The organism is Actinoplanes sp. NPDC051475, assembly GCF_040689425.1.
Lineage (GTDB): Bacteria > Actinomycetota > Actinomycetes > Mycobacteriales > Micromonosporaceae > Actinoplanes.
The window spans coordinates 126,430-145,507 of record NZ_JBFAZZ010000001.1 but is presented as its reverse complement, the minus strand read 5'-3'; the positions used below and the strand labels follow the sequence as shown (position 1 = coordinate 145,507).

At 72.5% G+C, this 19,078-nt stretch carries 19 protein-coding genes; 8 read left to right on the top strand and 11 right to left on the bottom strand.

The genetic code is table 11. The features are described from left to right. Positions 1 to 2: 2 nt before the first annotated feature. Genes AB0368_RS00720 through AB0368_RS00705 form a run of 4 tightly spaced genes read left to right on the top strand, consistent with a single transcriptional unit; the run spans position 3 to position 5,430 of the window. The gene (locus tag AB0368_RS00720; protein ID WP_366151631.1) at positions 3 to 1,157 is read left to right on the top strand and encodes a DUF2786 domain-containing protein; all 1,155 of its coding nucleotides are present in this window, start codon (positions 3 to 5) and stop codon (positions 1,155 to 1,157) included. A 48-nt stretch (positions 1,158 to 1,205) separates the two neighbouring features. Further along, positions 1,206 to 1,586 (top strand): hypothetical protein, encoded by a 381-nt coding sequence (locus tag AB0368_RS00715; RefSeq protein ID WP_366151630.1) that lies wholly within the window; start codon positions 1,206 to 1,208, stop codon positions 1,584 to 1,586. Continuing rightward, positions 1,583 to 4,147 (top strand): caspase family protein, encoded by a 2,565-nt coding sequence (locus tag AB0368_RS00710; protein WP_366152370.1) that lies wholly within the window; start codon positions 1,583 to 1,585, stop codon positions 4,145 to 4,147. The genes AB0368_RS00715 and AB0368_RS00710 overlap by 4 nt, the downstream gene beginning before the upstream one ends. An 8-nt stretch (positions 4,148 to 4,155) precedes the next feature. Beyond that, entirely contained in the window at positions 4,156 to 5,430 is a 1,275-nt protein-coding gene (locus AB0368_RS00705) for an extracellular solute-binding protein (protein WP_366151629.1), read from the top strand. A gap of 27 nt (positions 5,431 to 5,457) precedes the next feature. Here the strand turns inward: AB0368_RS00705 and AB0368_RS00700 are convergent, their stop codons facing one another. The 6 genes from AB0368_RS00700 to AB0368_RS00675 form a co-directional block, all read right to left on the bottom strand. Then, positions 5,458 to 6,942, bottom strand: a complete 1,485-nt coding sequence (locus AB0368_RS00700; protein WP_366151628.1) for a M1 family metallopeptidase — start codon at positions 6,940 to 6,942, stop codon at positions 5,458 to 5,460. A gap of 62 nt (positions 6,943 to 7,004) precedes the next feature. After that, the gene (locus AB0368_RS00695) at positions 7,005 to 7,835 is read right to left on the bottom strand and encodes an SAM-dependent methyltransferase (RefSeq protein ID WP_366151627.1); all 831 of its coding nucleotides are present in this window, start codon (positions 7,833 to 7,835) and stop codon (positions 7,005 to 7,007) included. Between the two features lie 149 nt (positions 7,836 to 7,984). Next, the gene (locus AB0368_RS00690) at positions 7,985 to 8,938 is read right to left on the bottom strand and encodes a hypothetical protein (RefSeq protein WP_366151626.1); all 954 of its coding nucleotides are present in this window, start codon (positions 8,936 to 8,938) and stop codon (positions 7,985 to 7,987) included. A 3-nt stretch (positions 8,939 to 8,941) separates the two neighbouring features. Then, positions 8,942 to 9,187 (bottom strand): hypothetical protein, encoded by a 246-nt coding sequence (locus AB0368_RS00685; RefSeq protein WP_366151625.1) that lies wholly within the window; start codon positions 9,185 to 9,187, stop codon positions 8,942 to 8,944. 207 nt (positions 9,188 to 9,394) lie between these two features. Next, the gene (gene fdhA / locus AB0368_RS00680) at positions 9,395 to 10,642 is read right to left on the bottom strand and encodes a formaldehyde dehydrogenase, glutathione-independent (RefSeq protein WP_366151624.1); all 1,248 of its coding nucleotides are present in this window, start codon (positions 10,640 to 10,642) and stop codon (positions 9,395 to 9,397) included. A gap of 112 nt (positions 10,643 to 10,754) precedes the next feature. After that, on the bottom strand, positions 10,755 to 11,177 hold the full coding sequence (locus AB0368_RS00675; protein WP_366151623.1) for a MarR family transcriptional regulator: 423 nt from the start codon (positions 11,175 to 11,177) through the stop codon (positions 10,755 to 10,757). 62 nt (positions 11,178 to 11,239) lie between these two features. On the opposite strand from AB0368_RS00675, the gene AB0368_RS00670 reads away from it, so the two are divergent. Next, a complete protein-coding gene (locus AB0368_RS00670) occupies positions 11,240 to 11,860 on the top strand; it encodes a maleylpyruvate isomerase family mycothiol-dependent enzyme (protein ID WP_366151622.1) in 621 nt (206 codons plus the stop codon). A 55-nt stretch (positions 11,861 to 11,915) separates the two neighbouring features. Here AB0368_RS00670 and AB0368_RS00665 read toward each other — a convergent pair whose 3' ends face one another. Next, on the bottom strand, positions 11,916 to 13,172 hold the full coding sequence (locus AB0368_RS00665) for a winged helix DNA-binding domain-containing protein (RefSeq protein WP_366151621.1): 1,257 nt from the start codon (positions 13,170 to 13,172) through the stop codon (positions 11,916 to 11,918). After that, positions 13,169 to 13,612, bottom strand: coding sequence for a hypothetical protein (locus AB0368_RS00660; protein ID WP_366151620.1), 444 nt, complete (start codon positions 13,610 to 13,612; stop codon positions 13,169 to 13,171). The genes AB0368_RS00665 and AB0368_RS00660 overlap by 4 nt, the downstream gene beginning before the upstream one ends. A gap of 22 nt (positions 13,613 to 13,634) precedes the next feature. On the opposite strand from AB0368_RS00660, the gene AB0368_RS00655 reads away from it, so the two are divergent. Continuing rightward, positions 13,635 to 14,243: a hypothetical protein gene (locus AB0368_RS00655; protein WP_366151619.1), complete on the top strand. Its 609-nt coding sequence runs from the start codon at positions 13,635 to 13,637 to the stop codon at positions 14,241 to 14,243. Positions 14,244 to 14,259: 16 nt separating this feature from the next. On the opposite strand, the gene AB0368_RS00650 is transcribed toward AB0368_RS00655, so the two are convergent. Next, entirely contained in the window at positions 14,260 to 14,643 is a 384-nt protein-coding gene (locus AB0368_RS00650) for a nuclear transport factor 2 family protein (protein ID WP_366151618.1), read from the bottom strand. Positions 14,644 to 14,681: 38 nt separating this feature from the next. On the opposite strand from AB0368_RS00650, the gene AB0368_RS00645 reads away from it, so the two are divergent. Continuing rightward, positions 14,682 to 15,521 carry a DUF1028 domain-containing protein gene (locus AB0368_RS00645; RefSeq protein WP_366151617.1) on the top strand — a complete coding sequence of 280 codons (840 nt, stop codon included), beginning with the start codon at positions 14,682 to 14,684 and terminating at the stop codon, positions 15,519 to 15,521. On the opposite strand, the gene AB0368_RS00640 is transcribed toward AB0368_RS00645, so the two are convergent. Next, positions 15,506 to 16,093 carry a response regulator transcription factor gene (locus AB0368_RS00640; RefSeq protein WP_366152369.1) on the bottom strand — a complete coding sequence of 196 codons (588 nt, stop codon included), beginning with the start codon at positions 16,091 to 16,093 and terminating at the stop codon, positions 15,506 to 15,508. The two genes, AB0368_RS00645 and AB0368_RS00640, sit on opposite strands and share 16 nt — an antisense overlap. 41 nt (positions 16,094 to 16,134) lie before the next feature. Further along, the gene (locus tag AB0368_RS00635) at positions 16,135 to 17,373 is read right to left on the bottom strand and encodes a sensor histidine kinase (protein ID WP_366151616.1); all 1,239 of its coding nucleotides are present in this window, start codon (positions 17,371 to 17,373) and stop codon (positions 16,135 to 16,137) included. A gap of 152 nt (positions 17,374 to 17,525) precedes the next feature. Here AB0368_RS00635 and AB0368_RS00630 point away from each other — a divergent pair, with 152 nt between their 5' ends. Beyond that, positions 17,526 to 19,073, top strand: coding sequence for a long-chain fatty acid--CoA ligase (locus AB0368_RS00630; RefSeq protein ID WP_366151615.1), 1,548 nt, complete (start codon positions 17,526 to 17,528; stop codon positions 19,071 to 19,073). Positions 19,074 to 19,078 lie beyond the last annotated feature (5 nt).

Sequence of the window (19,078 nt, the reverse complement as noted above, 5' to 3'; positions counted from 1 at the left end):
GGGTGGTTTCGGTGCGGGAGACGGTCGCGGCCGTCCTGAGCGGGCGGCTCGGGTACGAGGACGGGCTCGACCGGCTGACCGTGGCACCGCCCGCCGAGGTGGACCCGGCGCTCGGGCAGGCCCTGTTCGACGCCGCCGCCCGGCTGTTCCGCGACGGGTGGCAGCCGGCGGAGCTGCACCGGGCCGTCGCCCGCCGGGGTGATCCGGCGCAGGCCCACCTGATCACCGACGCGGTCGCCGCGCACCTGCGGGGGTTCAAGCCGCGTGCCGTCGACCCCCGGTGGCGGGCGCAGGCGGACGAGCTGGACGCCCGGGCGTGGTGGGGCGCCGACGACGACTACCTGCGACAGGTGACCATGCGACGGCGTACCGATCGCATCGCCCTGATCGACGCCCTTCTCGGCGCCCTGCGGGTGCTGGCCACGCTGCCGCCCATCGACGTCCTCATCCCGCCGCCGGGGCGGGTCGCGCGCGCGGCCCGCTCCGGCGGCGGCAACGAGGCGCGGCTGGGCCGGGTCCGGGCGCTGCTGGCCAAGGCGGAGGCGACCACGTTCCCGGCGGAGGCGGAGGCGTTCAGCGCCAAGGCCCAGGAGCTGATCTCGCGGCACAGCCTGGACGAGGCGCTGGTCGAGGCCGGGGACACCGCGGTCACCCCGTACGCCCGGCGCCTCGGGGTGGACCACCCGTACGAGAGCGAGAAGGCCTCCCTGCTCGACGCGGTCGCCCGGGCCAACCGGTGCCAGGTCGTCTGGTCGCCGGAGTTCGGTTTCGCGACCGTGTTCGGCTTCGACGCCGACATCGACGCGGTCGACCTGCTGCACGCCTCCCTGCTCGTGCAGGCGCATCGGGCGATGGCCCGGGCCGAACCGCCCGGTGGCAAGGCCGGCCGGGCGCGGCTCAAGACCTTCCGGCAGTCCTTCCTGATCGGGTACGCGGTGCGCATCGGCGAACGCCTGGCCGAGGCGGACCGGGCGGCCCTGGCGGGTTCGGGCGACGCCGCCACGCTGCTGCCGGTGCTGGCGTCCCGCGAGACGCAGGTGCGGGAGGCGCGGGAGCGGGCATTTCCGCGCACGGTCCGCGGCCGTGGTTTCCGGGTGGACAGCGAGGAGGGCTGGGAATCCGGGCGCACGGCCGCCGACCGGGCGACCCTGCACTGAGGAATCACGGACAGTCGGATCTTGACTCCACTGTGTATGGTGCACAGCGTGGGAACGACAACCGTGGCGCGCATCACAGTGGTAGCCGGTGACCCGGCCGCCTCCGACGAGGCGGCGCAGAAGCTGCTGAAGGAGCTGCACGACCTTCCCGAGATCATCGCGGTCGAGCCGGCCACCGTCCCCGGCACGGCCGACGGCGCCCGCGGCGTCGACGCGATCGCGGTCGGCACGCTCCTGCTGACCATGGCCGCCACCCCCGAGGTGCTCGGCGGCGTCCTGACCTACCTCGTGGACTGGCTGCGCCGGCCCGGCAACCGCGGGTCCGTCCGGTTCAAGGTGGGCGACAAGGAGCTCGAGGTCAGCAACCCGACGCCGGCCGAGCGCAAGAAGATCGTCGACGCGTTCGTCAGGGAGTTGAGGCGACACTGACCCACCGCCATGCCCTGATCATCGCCTCGGAGCGCTATCTCGACCCGGCCCTCTCCGAGCTGCCCGGCACCACGACGGACGCCGAGGACCTGCGCCAGGTCCTCGGCGATCCGCACGTCGGCGACTTCGACGTCATCGTGCTCCAGGACCCCGATGTGCTCACCGCGGGCCGGCAGATCAAGCGGTTCTTCTCGCGCGCCGAGCCGGACGACATCCTGCTGCTCTCCATCGCCGGGCACGGGCTGCGCAACGACGAGGGCAACCTGTACTTCGCGGTCGGCGACACCGTGCCCGACCTGCTCTGGGTGACGGCGCTGGCGGCCAAGGACATCACCCATGAGATGGAGACCAGCCCGGCGCGGCGCATCGTGGTGCTGCTCGACTGTTGCTACGCGGGCGCCTTCACCGACCGCAACGATCTCGACCACGCCGGACCTCCGCCCGCGCCCGCCGCGCCACCGGTCGGCTCGGCCGAGACCGCCGGCCCGGAGACGTTCAGCCTGCCGCCGACCGACGACGCGCACGTCCGCGGCCAGGTGGTCATCGCCGCCGCCACCTCCATCCAGCAGGCGATCGAGGGGCGCACCGGCGGGCTCTTCACCCGTTGCGTGGTGCACGGGCTGCGGACCGGCGAGGCGGACCTCAACCACGACGGCGCGGTCGATGCTCACGAGCTGCACCTGTACGTCGACGCGCGGATGCGGCGGCTGGGGGCCGGGGTCGAGCAGCATCCCACGTACTCGGTGCACCGGCTGCAGGGCATGCTCCGGATCGCCCACCGGGCCGGTACTCCGGCCGCGCCGCTCGTGCCGCCCGAGCCCCCGCCCCTGCCACCGGCGCCGCCCCCAGGACGCGAGGCCCGCCCCTTCAGCGGCTGGGCGCGGTCCCTCCTGCTGATCGCCGTCCTGCTGCTGGCCGGGTGCGCGGTCCAGGCGGACAGCACGCTCGCCGGCGACGGGTGCCCGGTGCCGACCCACCTGCGCGTCGCCGCGGCACCGGCGGGGCTGGGGGCGTACCGGGACCTGGCCACGGCGTTCGAGGACTGGGTGGCCGGGCAGCGCCACGGCTGCCGCTCCGCCGACCTGTACGTCTACCCGGTCGGCGCCCGGGAGATGGCCGACGGGCTGCGGCGCGGCTGGGGGCAGGAGGCGGACGGGCGGTCGTACCTGCGCGACGTGGGCCCGCACCCCGACGTGTGGCTGCCCGCCGCGGCGAGCGATCTCCCCCCGCTGAGCCGGCCGGCCTCGGACATCGTCTCCAGCGCCGAGGAGGTGGCGCGGACACCGATCGTGCTCGGCGTCCCGCAGCGGGCGGGCCTGGACGAAGGCGTCCGGCGCGCCGGGCTGACCTGGGCCGGCCTGTTCGCCCTGGCCGAGCCCCGGGCCGGCGTCGTCCGCGGCGACCCGGAGGTCTCGCCGGTGGCACGGATGGCCACCGCGAAGCTGTACGCCGACGGCACCGTCGACCCGGCCGCCGCCCGCACCCGGTACGAACAGCACCTCGAACAGTCCCTCGACGCGGGCGGCTACCCCGTCGGCGACGAGGCCGGACTGCTCTGCCGGCAGGCGCGGCTGCGCGGCGGCACCGCGGTCGTCCTCACCGAACAGCAGCTCGTACGCTTCAACGGCGGCGACCCGGCCGGCGGCTCCTGCCCCGGAGCCACGGTGCCGCAGGGCGGGGACCGGCTGCGCGCGTTCTACCCCTCCGACACACCGGCCGTACGGCAGCTCGTGGTGACCCTCGACTGGCCGCGCGAGGTGCAAGCGGGCACCACCGAGGCCTTCGCGCAGTGGTTCGCGCGGTGGCTGCACACCGGCCCCGGGCGGGCGGCGCTGGTGCGGATCGGGCTGCGGCCGTGGGCGTACGACGCCGGGGCGCCGCTCGACGCCGGCCACGGCGCGCTGACCGACTGGCCGTTCGCCCGCGTAGTGCAGCCCGAACCGGACGCCTTCGTCCGCAGCGACGTGAACGCGATCTACGCGCGGGCCCGCCGCCCGGGACACTTCCTGGTGGCGCTGGACTCGTCCGGATCGATGAACACGGTCACCGCCGATCCGACGCGTACCCGGTGGGAGGTCGCCGTCGCAGCGGTGGAGCAGGCCGTCACCCGCCTGGGCGGCCGGGACCGGTTCGGCCTGCTCACGTTCGCCGACACCGGCGACGGCCGCATCACCCGCGAGCTTCTCCGCCCGGCGCCGACCGGCGCGGATTCGGTGGGCGCGGTGCGCCGCGCGACGGCCGGTGTGCGGCCCGGCGGGAACACCCCGCTCTACGAGGCGGTCCGGCGCGGGGCCGGCGCCCTGCGGCGGGAGCCGGGAACCGGCGACCCGCGGCGCACGCTCGTCGTACTCACCGACGGCAAGAACACCGGCGCCCAGCCGCGCCCGACCCTTGCCCAGACCGCGGGAGTCCGCATCGTCGTGATCGCGGTGGGCGACGTGACCTGCGCCGACGCGGGCCTGAAGCGGCTCACCGGCGACACCGGCGGCAGCTGCTTCGACGCCGGCCTGGGCTCGCTCGAACCCGTGCTGACCCGGGTGTTCCGGACGATCTGGGGATAGGAGAACCCGTGCGGGTACGCGGCAAGCCCTGGTGGATCTTCGTCGCCGGCAACCTGACCGGCGCCGCCCTGGTGGCGTCGCTGTTCCTGGTCGGACCGCTGGCGGCGCCGCCCGAGCTGGAGCCCGGCGAGCTGGTCATCCTCAGCGGCCAGGACGACAGCACCGGCGGGCAGCGGCAACAGCTGATCAACCTGTGGAACGACAGCCACCCGCGCAACCCCGCGAAGATCGTCACGGTGCCGCAGGCCGCCGACGGCCAGTGGGTCGAGATGGCCAACCGGGCCGAGGACGGCGACACCGACATCTTCAACCTCGACGTGGCCTGGACCGCGTACTTCGCCGACCCGCCGTCCGGGCGTCCGTTGATCCGGCCGATCGACCAGTCGCTGCTGGCGGAGAAGCCGGAGCGGGCGTTCATGGCGAAACCGCTGGAGACGTGCCGGTACGACGGCAAGCTGTGGGCGCTGCCGTTCAACACGGACGCCGGGCTGCTGTACTACCGCACGGACCAGGGCCTCAAGCCGCCCTTCGACTGGGCCGCCATCGAGAAGGCCGCCGGCCGCAAGGGCTTCGAGGCGGCGTACACCGGCCAGCTCGCCGGCTACGAGGGCCTGACCGTCAACATGCTGGAGGGGGTCTGGGCGGCCGGGGGCCGGCTCGACGTCGCCCCCGACGGCCGCGTCAGCCTCGACCTCGACAAATGGGACGAGGCAATCCGCCGGCTCACCCCGCGGCGCTCGGGCCCCGCCGTCGTGCTGCCCGAGTCGACGTCCTTCGACGAGACCGGCAGCCGCGGCGCCTTCGAGGACGGGCGCGTGGTCTTCATGCGCAACTGGCCGGTCGCGTACCGCGCGATGACCGCGGGCGACCAGCCCCAGGCGGCGCCCGGGCTGGTGCGCTTCGACGTTTCCCGGCTGCCCGGGCCCAGTGTGCTGGGCGGGCAGAACCTCGCGATCTCCGAGCGGACCCGCAGGCCCCGGGCGGCGCAGGCCCTGATCGAGTTCCTGACCAGCGAACGCGGCCAGCGCAACCTCTTCGACCCGGGCGGGTTCGCCGCGACCCGCGCCGCCGTCTACGAGGACGAATTCATCAAGCAGAAGTATCCGTACGCCCCGGTGCTGCGCGAGGCGGTGGACACGGCACGGCTGCGCCCGGTCTCCCCGAACTACGTGACGTTCAGCAAGCTGCTGTACCAGCTGGTGTCCGAAGTGCTCAGCGGGCGCCGGCAGCAGCTTCCGCGGGATCTCGCCGACCGCCTGACGCAGGCCCTGCGGGGCAAGTAGCTCCCGCAGGACCCGCGCCGCGGTCTCTCAGTGCTCGTGCAGCAACTCGTGGGTCCGCTTGATGGTCGCCCACGACTTGGGCTCCACCGGCGCGGCGGCCTTGGCGAACGAGCTCGCCAGGACCGGCTTCGACGGGGTGTAGAGCCAGGTCTGGAACAGGTCGTCGAGCTGGAGCCCGGAGATCTTCTCCGACAACGCGATGAACTGCGCGATGGTGGCGTCGCCGTACCGGTGCTCGGCCACCCAGGTGCGCAGGATCTCGAAGAAGTGGTCGTCGCCGACCGTCTTCCGCAGCTGGTGCAGGGTCATCGCACCCCGGTCGTAGACGGCGCCGTCGAACAGCCGGGGCGCGGTCGGATCGCCCGGCTCGACCGTCCAGAACTCGTCGGACTCCGTCGCGTACAGGTAGTCGAAGATCTCCTGGGCGGCGCCCTCACCCTGCTCCTCGGACCACAGCCACTCGACGTAGCTGGCGAAGCCCTCGTTGAGCCAGATGTTCTTCCACTCCGCGACCGACACCGCGTCACCGAAGAACTGGTGGGCGTTCTCGTGCACGACCACGGAGGTGTTGGAGCCGCCCCGGAAGAACCTGGCCGAGAAATTCGGCCGCGTCTGGTTCTCCAGCGCGAACCCGAGCGTGCCGGGCGGCGCCACGACCCCGCCGCGAGCGGTGAACGGCCACGGGCCGAACAGGCTCTCCTCCCACTCGGTGATCTCCGCCGTCCGCTCCACGCTGGCCCGAGCGGCCGCGTCGAAGTCCTCGGGCAGCAGCTTCGAGTACGCGTTGATCACCGGCTCGCCGGCAGGCGTGACGTCCCGGGTGATGTCGTACTGCCCGATCGTGATGAACGCCAGGTAGGTGGCCTGCGGCTTGGCGGACCGCCAGTACCATCGCGTCCACCCGAGAACCTCGGGCGTGGGATCACGCGGCTGCACGCCGTTGCTGATGACCTCGACACCGTCCGGAACGGCTACGGAGACGTCGAAGGTGGCCTTGTCCGAGGGGTGGTCGTTGCTCGGGAACCACCACCACGCCTCCTCCGGCTCCCCGACGGCCATGGCACCGTCCGGCGTCCGGATCCAGGCGGTGAAGCCGGCCGCGACCTTGTTGGACGGCACGCCCGAGTACTGCACGACGACGGTCATCGCCTGCCCGTCGGCGACCGGCCGGGCCGGCGTCACGACCAGCTCATGGTCACCCTGCCGCACGAAGGTGGCGGGACGGTTGTTCACCTTGACCGAGGTCACGTCCAGGATGAAGTCGAGGTTGAAGGAGCTGAGATCCTGCTCCGCTTGGGCCAGGATCGTGGTGGTGCCGGTCAGCCGGTCCTCGTCCGGGTAATAACGCAGTCGGATGTCGTAGTGGGAGACGTCGTAGCCACTGTTGCCGTAGTCGGGAAAGTACTCATCCCCCAGGCCGGCGCCACCGGGTGCGGGCGCGGCTGCGGCGGGGGCGGCTGTCCCGGCGAGGGTCAACACGGTGGCGATCGTCGCCACCAGGAGTCGTCGCACGGTCGGGCTTCCTTCCGTCGGCGGACCGGATCACGGTCCGACGTGGATCAGTCGCCCTGAACCTATCGAAGTTCGCCGATCCGAGCGACGCCCGCGTACATGGCGGTCTCGGCGGCGGCCGGCCGCGGCGCGGGCTCACCCTCCGCTCGCCACTCCGCCACCGGCGCCAGCCCCGGCGGGATCAGCTCGAGCCCGGCGAAGAACCGGGAGATCTCGTCACGGGTCCGCAGCCGCCCCTGCCCGTGCCGCCCCGAGGAGATGTCGGCGACCAGCTCCGGCGGGAGGTAATCGCTGGTGGCATGCGAGATGACCAGGTAACTGTCCGGCGGCACGGCGCCGACGAGCCGGCGCACGATGGCGTACGGGTCGTCGTCCTCCGGGACGAAATGCAGGATGGCGAGCAGCATCAGGGCCACAGGCTGGGAGAAATCGAGGGTACGGCGTAACTCCGGCGCTTCGAGGATCTTCTCCGGCTCCCGCAGATCCGCGTCGACGTACGCGGTGGCCCCGGCGTCGGAGCTGGTCAGCAGCGCCCGGGCGTGGACGAGGACGAGCGGGTCGTTGTCGACGTAGACGATCCGCGAATCGGGCGCGATCGACTGGGCCACCTCGTGGGTGTTGTTCGCCGTCGGGAGTCCGGTGCCGATGTCGAGGAACTGGCGCACCCCCGCCTGCTCGGCGAGAAAGCTCACCGACCGGCGCAGGAACCGCCGGTTCTCCACCACGGCGGTCCGGATGGCCGGGAACTTGGCGGCGATCGCATCACCCGACTCCCGGTCGGCGCCGAAGTTGTCCTTGCCCCCGAGCCAGTAATCATAGCGCCGGGCGGGGTGCGCCACCGTCGTGTCGATCGCCGGCGGCATCCGCTCCGGCGGCAGCTCCTGGGCGCTCATCCGTGAACCTCCGGGCAGTCATGATCCGTCGCATCATCGTAGGCGTCCGCAGGGACCCCGGGGAACGGCCGATGTCCCCCGGACGTGCGCAGAGTGGAACTGCCCACCCGGGGCCGCTCCGGCGCCCAGGCCGTCGGAAGACCGCCGTGTCAGGTGGTGGAGCGACCGTCCCGGCGGCGGGTCAGTGCCAGGCTGAGGCCGCCGAGCAGCAGCATCGCCGCGCCCACGGCCGCGATGGCGCCGATCGGGAGGCCGGTGATCGGCAGTCCACTGCCGGTGCCGGTGCCGGTGCCGGTGCCGGTGCCGGGCGCCGTCGTGGTCGCCGAGGCGCTCGGGGTCGCCGCCGGGGTGGACGATGCCGAGGTGCTGGGCGACGGGTTGCCGCCCGGCGCCCCGAGGATGTCGACGCGTCCGAAGGCGAGGTTGTTGGCGCGGTTCGAGTCCGTGGTCAGGGCGCGCCGGGCCGCCGCCCGGGGCACCAGCTTCAGCTCGTCCGAGGTGCCCTTGATCAACGGCGGGAAGGTGCCGGCCTCGTCGAAGTCGTCGCCGGTGAAGGGCATCACGGAGAAGCTGCCGTCCTTCGACGGGTCGGCGTCGTCCCGGACCGCGAGCGGGGCGGCGGACAGGACGTAGGTCGCTCCCGGTGCCAGCTCGCCGTCGAAGCGGCAGAACAGCTCCTGGTCGTCGTCTCGCTCGTGGCCGCAGTTGGTGAAGGTGTCACGTGACTTGAGGCCGCCGTACCCGACCAGGCGGAACGCAGCACCGGAGACGGGCTTCGTGCCGGTGTTGGTCACCATGATCGGCGGGGCGACCGCGTCGCCCGGGTGACCGCCGGTCTTCGTGTCCCCGACGCTGACGGCCAGGTCCACGTCCTCGGCGACGGTGACGGTGGGGGTGGCGACCAGCGGTTCGATGCCGTCGCCGGTGACGGTCATGGTCAGCTTGCCGCTGCGGCCGATCTCCGCGCCGGGCTTGGCCTCGACGACCATGTTCGGCAGGCCGAGGGCCCAGTTCGATCTGGTGCCCAGGTCACAGGTCAGGATGGTGCCGTCGGGAGTGCAGTACGGCGCCGGGTGCGGTTCGCCATCCGTACCGAAGTTCACGATTCACGCCGTGGCGAAGTCGGCTACCGCGGTGGTGTCGATGACGAGCTTCGTGTGGTCGAGCCGCCACGACGACCAGTCCGTGGCGTGCAGCGAGGGCTGGAACCACTTGCCGGCCTCCGGCACTCCCCCGTCCCGGACGGAGAACGTCAGCGACGGCGGTGCGGCCTGCGCGGCGCCGGGTGTGACGAGCGCGACGGCGGCTACCGCCGCGGCGGTCAGCGCGGCGCGGATCGGGCGGACATTCATCGACAGCTCCCCGTGTGGACGACCGCCGGAGACTACCGGCCTTGATCAATCCGTGGGGAACCACCCTCGCCCGGCGGTCGCGCTGCGGCCCGGGCGGGCCGCTGCGATCGCGGGGGCCGGCGGGGGCCTGCTGCGCCCGTACCGAAAAGGCGATCTTGGGATGCACCCGGGCCGGAGCAGGCCCGGGTGCGTCCCTTCGCAGGGGTGTCAGGCCGCGCGGGATCGCAGCATGCCGTGCGGGTCCAGGACGTACTTGCGGGCGGCGCCCTGGTCGAACTCCTGGTAGCCCTGCGGTGCCTGGTCGAGGGGGATCGGGGTGGCGTTGACGTTCTTCGCGATCTGCACCCGGTCGTGCAGGATCGCCATCATCAGCTCACGGTTGTACTTCATCACCGGGCACTGGCCGGTGACGAACGAGTGCGACTTGGCCCAGCCGAGGCCGAGCCGCAGCGACAGCGAGCCGACCTTCGCGGCCTCGTCGACGCCGCCGGGGTCGCCGGTGACGTAAAGGCCGGGGATGCCGATCGCGCCGCCGGCCCGGGTCATGTCCATCAGCGAGTTCAGGACCGTCGCCGGCATCTCGGTGGCGGCGTCGGCGCCGTGCCCGCGGGCCTCGAAGCCGACCGCGTCGACCGCCGCGTCGACCAGGGGCTGGCCGATCGCCGGCGCGTCCTTGCCGAGGATCTGCTGCACCTGGTCGACAGGTTCGCCCTCGCTGACGTTCACGGTCTCGCAGCCGAAGCTGCGCGCCTGCTCCAGCCTCTCCTTGTTGAGATCGCCGACGATGACCACCGCGGCGCCGAGCAGGAACGCCGACGTGGCGGCGGCGAGCCCGACCGGGCCGGCGCCGGCGATGTACACCGTGGACCCGGTGGTGACTCCCGCGCTGACGCAGCCGTGGTAGCCGGTCGGGAAGATGTCGGTCAGCATGGCCAGGTCGAGCATCTTCTCCATGGCCTGGTCCCGGTCGGGGAACCGCAGCAGGTTCCAGTCGGCGTACGGCACCATCACGTACTCCGCCTGCCCGCCGACCCAGCCGCCCATGTCGACGTAGCCGTACGCCGAACCCGGCCGATCGGGGTTGACGTTGAGGCACACGCCGGTCCGGCGCTCCTTGCAGTTGCGGCATCGCCCGCAGGAGATGTTGAACGGCACCGAGCAGATGTCGCCGACCTTGATGTACTCGACGTCCCTGCCGGTGTCGATCACCTCCCCGGTGATCTCGTGGCCGAGCACGAGCCCCTCCGGAGCCGTGGTCCGCCCCCGGACCATGTGCTGGTCGCTGCCGCAGATGTTGGTGGCGACCGTCTTGAGGATCGCGCCGTGCGGCGTCCTGCGCCCGACGTTGGCCTTGTTGACGCCGGGACCATCCTTCATCTCGTACGTGGGGTAGTCGGTCTCCCGGATCTCGACCCTGCCAGGGCCCTGGTAGACGACCGCTCTGTTGCCTGCCATCGACTTCGCTCCCTTCCTGGCGCGCTTTACCGTCATCCTGCTCGCGTCAGCCGGGGAGAGAAGCCCGCAATAGTTTCGATGCCTGTCGATAAAGGCATAACGCCGCGTGTCGTCACGCGTACGGATCGGTGATCTCCCGCAGGCTGGTCAGGGCGGCGCGGAGCTGAGCGGTCCCGCGCTTGCCGAGGTGCCGGGTCCACTCGGCCTCGACCCGGGCCTCCGCCTGACGGGCCACCGCCACCACCGCCTCGCCGCGCGGCGCCATGCGCACCAGCCGGGCCCGGGCGTCCGCCGGGTCCGGGGTCCGGGTGACATAGCCGGCGCGCTCGAGCTGGTCGACGAGGAAACCCGCGGTCTGCTTGGTGACCTGCGCCTGCTCGGCCAGCTCGGTGAGCCGGGTCCCCTCCGGTCCGATCCGGGCCGCGAGCCGGCCCTGCGCCACGGTGAGGTCGTCGAACCCCGCCTCGGCAACCGCCTTCATCACCTCGACCTCCATCGCCCGGTACGCGATGAAGCACAACAACCCCAAATTCACTTGACTTAGTCAGCCTCTCTTACCAATATTAGTCAGAGGATCGTACCAAATCAGGAGGCGTCATGGACCGCGACGCGGTGTGGAAGACGATCGACGACGAGCGGCTGAGCCTGGCGGACCTCCTGGACGACCTCTCCCCCGCCGAATGGGAGACACCGTCGCTGTGCACCGGCTGGCGGGTCAGGGACGTGGCGGCGCACCTGACCCTCTCCCATACCGGAGTCCTCGCCGGGACCGTGGCGTTGGTCCGGGCCCGGGGCGGTTTCGATCGGATGATCCGGGACTCCGCGCTGCGCCAGGCCCGGCTGCCGACCGACAGTTACGCGCCGATGTTGCGGGCGATGGCCGGGTCGCGGCGGAAGGCACCGGTGATCTCTGATCTCGAGCCGCTGATCGATGTGCTCGTCCACGGTCAGGACATGGCAATCCCGTTGCATCGGGAACGGGCGATGCCGCCGGCCGCGGCGGCTGCCGCGGCGGATCGGGTGTGGCCTGATTTGTATCCGTTCCGGGCGGCTCGGCGGCTGCGGGGGGTGCGCCTTCGGGCTACTGACCATGAGTGGTCGGTGGGCGAGGGTGAGCTGGTGGAGGGGCCGATCTCGGCGCTGTTGCTGCTGGTGACCGGGCGGCGGGCGGCGGCGGTGGGGCGGCTTCGCGGCCCTGGCGTGGCGCTGCTGGCCTGATCGGCGAGAGGTGGCCGGCTGGTCGGGTGGGCGCTCGGTCGGCTGGTGGCAGCGTTCATCCGGCCGGCTGCGGGAGCGTTCGACTGGCCGGCGACGGGTACGCCGTGGGAACCCGCGAGCCGCCGAGCCATTCCGTCAGCCGAGCCGCCTCAGCCTCGAGGGCACGACGCGCGGTGGCGGAGATCCGTTCCAGCAACCGGACCTCGACGACTCCCGCGGGGTCCTGCACCCAGCAGCCGACGATCCGCCCGTCCACCCAGGCGGTCGTGCCGGCATTGCCGTTGCGATCGAAGATTTGGTCACGGTGCGGGCCGAGATAGAAGTCCCGGCCCTTCCACCCCATCACGGTCGGGTCGAGCACCGGCAGCAGGGCAACCCACGGACCGGGGTCGGCGCCTTCCGCGAGATCGTCCGGCAGCAGCCACCCGAAAGCACCCCGGTCGAGGGTCACCGCGACGGCGCCGAGCCCGGCGAGCGCCTCCCGTACGACGGTTCTGGTGGCGCCCAGCCACCAGACGAGGTCGTCCTCGGTGCCGGGCCCGAACGTGAACAACCAGCGGCGCACGATCTCGCGGTAGCCGTCGGCCGCGCTCCACGGGGCCGGTACGTCTGCGAGCCAGTGCCGCATGAGGGTCCACCGTGGTCTCGACGTATGCCAGCCGGCGGTGTTGGCGCCGCGCACGATGTCGGCCGTGACACCGAGGTGGGTGAGCACCCGGGGCGCCGACCAGAACTCGCCCCGCCGCACCGCCACCTTGACGTCGAGCATCGGCACCGCCCGGCGGATCTCGAGCGCCGTGCGGCCCAGGGGTGCGTCGGCGAGGACGGTGAGCACCTCGGACCGGGCCCGGTCGAGCCAGTCGTCCCCGTCAGCGGCGAGACCGGCCTCGACGATGTCCTTGGCGATCCGGGCGCGCTCCGTGCCGGCGACCCGGGCGGACGCGCTCGGCCACACCGCCGGCAGCAGGTCGCGCGGGAACACGAACAGCGTGCGCCGCATGGCGAGCTGCTTCACCAGCGTGCGGTCGTCGTACAGCGTGCGGTCGAGTTCGGTGCGCTCGAGGGATCCGACGCGGGCCCGGCAGGACAGGTGGACCGTGGCCGGCTCGGTCGCATGAAGCACGGTCATCGCGCGCGCGGCGGCCTCCGGCGAATCGACGCGGTGGGCAGGCGCGAGCGCGTGCCGGACCGCCAGCCGGGCCCGGCGCTCGTCGTCGGAGACGTGACGCACAGGCCGGCCAGGCGGCACCCCGAGATCACCCGGCCGCACCGCGGGGTCGCCAAGCGGCCCGGTGGCGCCGGCGCGGGTCATCGCGGCCTGCGGATGTCGGCGTGGGCGAGGCGTAACGCGTCGACGCCGCTGTCGGATCCCGGCGGCCGCACCCGGTCGAGCTCCTGCCACACCCGCTCCAGCGCCTCCTCCAGCACGCCGTGCTGACGCTGGAACTCCGCCCGCAACGTCTCGATGCGCCGCACCCATCCAGCCGCCGCCTCCGAACCCCCAACGCCCGAAGCGCCAACACCCGGGCCGCCCACACCCGAGCCGGCCACATTCGAGCCGCCCACATCCGAGCCGCTAACGCCCGAACCGGCGGCCGGGACGATCGCGGCCAGGGGCCGGCCGGCGTCGGTGACCAGCGTGGTCTGCCCGGTCAGGCTCGTCAGCCGGGCCAGCTGCACGAAGCGCATCCGGGCCTCCGCCAGCGACAACTCCAGACGCGGACGCGGAATCCGACCTGCGGGCTCAGCCATGCTCATATGATGGCCGCCGGGTATGACAATTTTCCGGAGCCGCCGAACGCTGATCGCAATCGCCGCCGCAGCGACGGTTCTGGTCGCCGGAGCCATGTTCAGCCACGTGCGGCGCGACCGGGAGTGGGCGCACGGCGGGGACCAGGTGACCTTCGACGCGGAAGTCGCGATCACCACGGCCGAGGATTTCGACCGGGAAGTGGTACGGCTGGGCGCCCCGCCGGGCGAAGCGACCCGCTGGGAGGCCGCCGAACAGACGGTCGTCGCACGGGTGCGCTGGTCGGGGCTGCCGGAGAGCATCAACTCGCTGCAGGTGATCGCCCTGGACAAGCGGGTGTCACCGCCCAAGCCACTCATCCCGGACGGCGGCTGGAATTCCGCGGGCGGGACAGGCTCCGGCTGGGAGGGCGCCTACGAGCCGCTGGCGGAGCACTACGACTGGCTGCGCAGGGTCGCCGGCCCGGACGCCATCGCAGCGGTGGACGCGCCCGGCGCCGGGTCCGGGACCGTCACGGCCTGGTTCCGGCAGCAGGCAGACGCAACGCGGGCCGGGCGCGACGACATCGTGCTGGCCGTGTTCTCTGTGGACGATGACGGTGAGGTGCGGTGGGCCCGGCGCATCTTCGGATAGCACCGGGCCCGCCGGCTCACGCCGCGAAGTAGTCCCGCAGCAGGGCGATCTCGCCGTCCCGGATCCGGAAGATCTGCACGAGCGAGATCGCCTCCGCTGCGACGAAGGCGGTGTCGGTCTCGGCGATGAACACGTCGGGGTCCGCCGTCTCATGCAGGACGTAGCGGGACCGGGCGACGTCCACCGCGCCTTGGAAGGCGGGGTAGGTGTGGTAGGCGCCGACGCCTGCGCGGATCGCCTCGCGGCCTTCCAGGCGGCGGGGCAGTGGATGGTCGGCCGGGACGAGCGGTGCCTCGAAGATGCCGTCGGGCGTGAACATCGCCGCCACGGCGTCGGGGTCGCGGCTGATCGCGCCGGCGTACACGTACCGTTGGAAGATTTCCTGATGTGTAAGGCTCACTCTCCAGCCTAACGCGATACTCCGATAGCGTGCGCCCCATGACGTTCTCGATCGTGGCGCGCTCGGCGGACGGCCGGGCTCTGGGCGTCGCCGTGGCCAGCAAGTTCCTGGGGGCCGGCGCGGCGGTGCCGGCGGCCCTCGCCGACGTCGGTGCGGTCGCGACCCAGTCCTACGCCAACCTCGCCTACCGCCCGCAGGCGCTGGCGTTGCTCGGCACCGGGGTCGCCGCCACCGGGACCGTGGCCGCGCTCATCGCGGCCGACGCCGGCCCGGTGGACCATCGTCAGGTCGGCGTCGTTGGCACGACCGGCGAAGGCGCGACCTTCACGGGTACGGCGTGCCACGACTGGGCGGGCGGCACGGCCGGCGACGGCTTCGCGATCCAGGGCAACATGCTGGCCGGCCCGCAGGTGGTCGACGGGATGCGGGCGGCATGGCTGGCGAACGCCGATCAGGGGCGGCTGGCGTACAGGCTGCTGGCCGCGCTGCGTGCCGGGGACGAGGCGGGAGGCGACCGGCGGGGACGGCAGAGTGCTGCTCTCCTGGTGGTGGCGAAGGGCATGGGGTACGGCGGCACCAGCGACGTCGTGGTGGATCTGCGCGTCGACGACCATCCCGCTCCGGTGACGGAGCTGGCCCGGCTGCTGGAGATGCACACCCTGTACTTCGAGCGCCCGGATCCCGCGACCCTGCTCGACCTCGAGGGCCCGGTCGGCGCCGAGGTGCGGGAGCGGCTGGCCGCGGCCGGGCATCCGGCGGGGCCGTCGCTCGCCGAGCTGGACGCGGCCCTGGCCTCCTGGGCCGGCATCGAGAACCTGGAGGAGCGCATCGTTGCCGGCCGCATCGATCCGCTCGTGCTGGATCAGCTGCGCAGGTAGGCGAGCACGGCGCGTACCCGGCGGTGGTCGTCGGCGTCGGGTGGCAGGTCGAGCTTGGCGAGCAGGCTGCCGATGTGCTTGGCGACCGCCGCCTCGCTGACCACGAGGGTGCGCGCGATCGCCGTGTTGGAGCGGCCCTCGGCCATCAGAGCGAGCACCTCCCGTTCCCGCGGGGTGAGGCGCCGCAACGGATCGCGGCGGCGGCCGAGCAGCTGCCGGACCACCTCCGGATCGACGACGGTACGCCCGGCCGCGACCTGTTCCAGCGCGTCGACGAACTCGGTCACCTCGCCGATGCGGTCCTTGAGCAGGTAGCCGACGCCCGGGGAGCGGCTCGAGTCGAGCAGCTCGGCGGCGTACGTCTGCTCCACGTACTGGCTGAGCACCAGCACCGGCAGGTCGGGGTCGGCGGCGCGCAGGGCGATCGCCGCCTGGAGTCCCTCGTCGCTGTAACCGGGCGGCATGCGGACGTCCGTCACGACCACGTCTGGCCGGTACGCGGCGACGGCGGCGTGCAGGGCGGGGGCGTCGGCAACGGCGGCGACCACGTCGTGCCCGAAGCGGCGGAGCATCCCGGCGATGCCCTCGCGGACGAGGAGGCCGTCCTCGGCGATCACGACTCGCACGGGATCTCCACGTGGACGAGGGTGGGCCCGCCGGGCGGGCTGGACATCGCGACGCTGCCGCCGACCGCCGCCACGCGGTCCGCCAGCCCGACCAGTCCGGTCCCCCGCTGCGGGTCCGCGCCGCCGCGCCCGTCGTCGCGGACGTCGAGGCGCAGCCGGCCGCCCTGCACCCCGCCGCTGACCACGGCGCGGGACGCCCGGCTGTGCTTTGCCACGTTCGCCAGCGCCTCGACGACGACGAAGTACGCCGCCACCTCGACCGCCTCCGGCAGCCGCCCGGTGAGCCGCAGCTCGAGGTCGACCGGGACCGGCGCGTGGCCGGCCGCCTCGCCGACGGCCGCGACCAGGCCGCGGTCGGTGAGGACCTTCGGGTGCACGCCGCGGATGAGCTCGCGCAGCTCGGCGAGGGCCTGCTTGGCGAGGTCCTGGGCGGCGGCCACGGACAGCTCCGCCGGTGAGCCCGGCGCCAGCTCGAGCCGGGCCAGGCCCAGCTGCATGCTGAGGGCGACCAGGCGCTGCTGGGCGCCGTCGTGCAGGTCGCGTTCGATGCGGCGGCGTTCCACCTCGAAGGCGTCGACCAGCCGGGCCCGCGAGCGGGTCAGCTCCACCAGTTCGGCGTTCGTGTCGTGGCTGCGCGGGGCGAGGATCGCGCGGGCCATCGCCGCGCGGGCACCGGCCCACGCCGTCACCGGATACGCGGCGATGACGAACGCCAGGGGCGCGAACAGCATCAGCGGCACGGTCCGCGACAGCGGCTGGTCGTGGATGTAGACGGGGGCGAAGAGGAGTGCCGCGGGGACGTACAGGGTGGCGAAGACGACGGCCGCGTCCATCCAGCAGAGCACGAGTGCGGACACCATCGTGTAGCCGAGCTCCCGCCAAGTGGCCTGTTCCCGCAGCCGGCACCGCAGCCAGGCTCGCAGCCCGGGCTTCGGCGGCCGCCGGTGCGGGTCGGGCAGGGCGTCGCGGTCGATGAGCCGCATCCGCCACCGCTCCAGACGGCCCACGGCGACCCCGGACAACAGGGTGGCCAGGTAGCCGGCGACGCCGATGACGACGACCGTGAGCACGAGCCCGGCGCCGAGCAGGCCGAGCACCACGAAGACGGTGGCGAAGCCGATCAGGGCACCGCCGGTCAGGTACGCCAGCGAACGCCACGGCCACGAGGAGACCAGGAACCGGGTCGGGCGCATCGTGAGCGCGTCCAGGGCGTTGCGGGGCGGCATGGCCAGTGACGCTACCGGCGGCCCGCACCGGGGAGAGTAGTGCTGGGTCTACCTTCCCGGCGAAACGCGACCGGAACGGGGGTTCACCCGCGCCCCCGGGCGTGCTGGGATCGGAATCGTCGTCACCCGCGATTCATCGAGGAGTCTCACGCATGCTCAACCTCTCCGTGTTCCTGGAGGACAGCGCCCGGCACTATCCGGAGCGCGCGGCGGTGGTCCTGGGTGACCAGCGGTTGTCGTACGCGCAGGTGAACGCGGCCGCGAACCAGGTCGCCAACCTGCTCGTATCGCGGGGGATCCGGCCGGGCGACAAGGTCGCACTGTCCTGCCCCAACCTGCCGTACTTCCCGGTCGCCTACTACGGCATCCTCAAGGCCGGCGCCGTCGTGGTGCCGCTGAACGTGCTGCTCAAGGGCCGGGAGGTCGCCTACCACCTGGCCGACTCGCAGGCGAAGGCGTACCTCTGCTTCCAGGGCACGCCGGAGCTGCCGATGGGCGCCGAGGGCCACGCGGGGTTCGGCCAGGCCGACGGCTGCGAGCACTTCTTCCTCATCACCGCCGACGCGGCGGCGCCGTCACCGATCGAGGGCGCGGAGACGCTCGGGCAGGCCCTTTCCGGGCAGTCGCCGGTCTTCGAGACCGTGCTCGCCGCCGAGACCGACCCCGCCGTCATCCTCTACACCAGCGGCACGACGGGGCAGGCCAAGGGCGCCGAGCTGAGCCACTCCAACCTGGTGCTCAACGCGCTGACCTGCAACCGGCTGTTCCGGACCCAGCCGGGCGTAGACACCCATCTGCTCGTGCTGCCGCTCTTCCACTCCTTCGGCTCGACGGTCAACATGAACGCCGGCTTCTCCTCGGCCTCGACGCTGGTGCTGATGCCCCGCTTCGAGGCCGCCGGGGCGGTGAAGCTGCTCGAGACCGAGGACGTCACCTTCTTCGCAGGCGTGCCGACGATGTACTGGGGGCTGCTCAACGCGCTCTCCGAAGGGGTCGACGTGGACCGGATCGCCCGGAACATGCGGGTCGCCGTGAGCGGCGGATCCAGCCTCCCGCTGGAGATCATCAAGGAGGTCAAGGCCCGGCTCGGGGTCCAGCTCCTCGAGGGGTACGGCCTGAGCGAGACCTCGCCGGTGGCCACGTTCAGCGATCCGGACAGCGAGCCTCGCCCGGGTTCCATCGGCATCCCCATCTGGGGGGTCGAGGTGAAGCTCATCGACGAGTCGTGGCAGACCGTCGAGGGCGTGGACGAGATCGGTGAGATCGCCATCCGCGGCCACAACATCATGCGGGGCTACTACAACCGCCCCGAGGCCACGGCCGAGGTGATGAACAACGGCTGGTTCCGCACCGGCGACCTGGCCCGCCGCGACAAGGACGGCTTCTACTACATCGTCGACCGCGCCAAGGACATGATCATCCGGGGCGGCTTCAACGTCTACCCGCGCGAGATCGAGGAGGTCCTCATGACGCACGAGGCCGTCTCGCTCGCCGCCGTGATCGGGGTGCCCCACCCCAGCCACGGCGAGGAGATCAAGGCGTACGTGATCCGTACGGAGGGCGCCACGATCACCGAGGAGGAGCTGGTCGCCTGGGGCAAGGAGCAGATGGCCGGATACAAGTACCCGCGGGTCGTCGCGTTCGTGGATTCGCTGCCCATGACGGCGACCGGGAAGCTGCTCAAGCGCGCCCTGTCCTGACGTCC

What these genes read in the sequence shown, in the direction of transcription:
- AB0368_RS00665 (WP_366151621.1), bottom strand. Translation starts at nt 13,172, where the DNA reads ATGACCCGCGCCGGCGCCACCGGGCCGCTTGGCGACCCCGCGGTGCGG.
- AB0368_RS00685 (WP_366151625.1), bottom strand. Translation starts at nt 9,187, where the DNA reads ATGAATGTCCGCCCGATCCGCGCCGCGCTGACCGCCGCGGCGGTAGCC.
- AB0368_RS00695 (WP_366151627.1), bottom strand. Translation starts at nt 7,835, where the DNA reads ATGAGCGCCCAGGAGCTGCCGCCGGAGCGGATGCCGCCGGCGATCGAC.
- fdhA (WP_366151624.1), bottom strand. Translation starts at nt 10,642, where the DNA reads ATGGCAGGCAACAGAGCGGTCGTCTACCAGGGCCCTGGCAGGGTCGAG.
- AB0368_RS00660 (WP_366151620.1), bottom strand. Translation starts at nt 13,612, where the DNA reads ATGGCTGAGCCCGCAGGTCGGATTCCGCGTCCGCGTCTGGAGTTGTCG.
- AB0368_RS00640 (WP_366152369.1), bottom strand. Translation starts at nt 16,093, where the DNA reads ATGCTCCGCCGCTTCGGGCACGACGTGGTCGCCGCCGTTGCCGACGCC.
- AB0368_RS00630 (WP_366151615.1), top strand. Translation starts at nt 17,526, where the DNA reads ATGCTCAACCTCTCCGTGTTCCTGGAGGACAGCGCCCGGCACTATCCG.
- AB0368_RS00655 (WP_366151619.1), top strand. Translation starts at nt 13,635, where the DNA reads ATGACAATTTTCCGGAGCCGCCGAACGCTGATCGCAATCGCCGCCGCA.
- AB0368_RS00645 (WP_366151617.1), top strand. Translation starts at nt 14,682, where the DNA reads ATGACGTTCTCGATCGTGGCGCGCTCGGCGGACGGCCGGGCTCTGGGC.
- AB0368_RS00670 (WP_366151622.1), top strand. Translation starts at nt 11,240, where the DNA reads ATGGACCGCGACGCGGTGTGGAAGACGATCGACGACGAGCGGCTGAGC.
- AB0368_RS00635 (WP_366151616.1), bottom strand. Translation starts at nt 17,373, where the DNA reads ATGCCGCCCCGCAACGCCCTGGACGCGCTCACGATGCGCCCGACCCGG.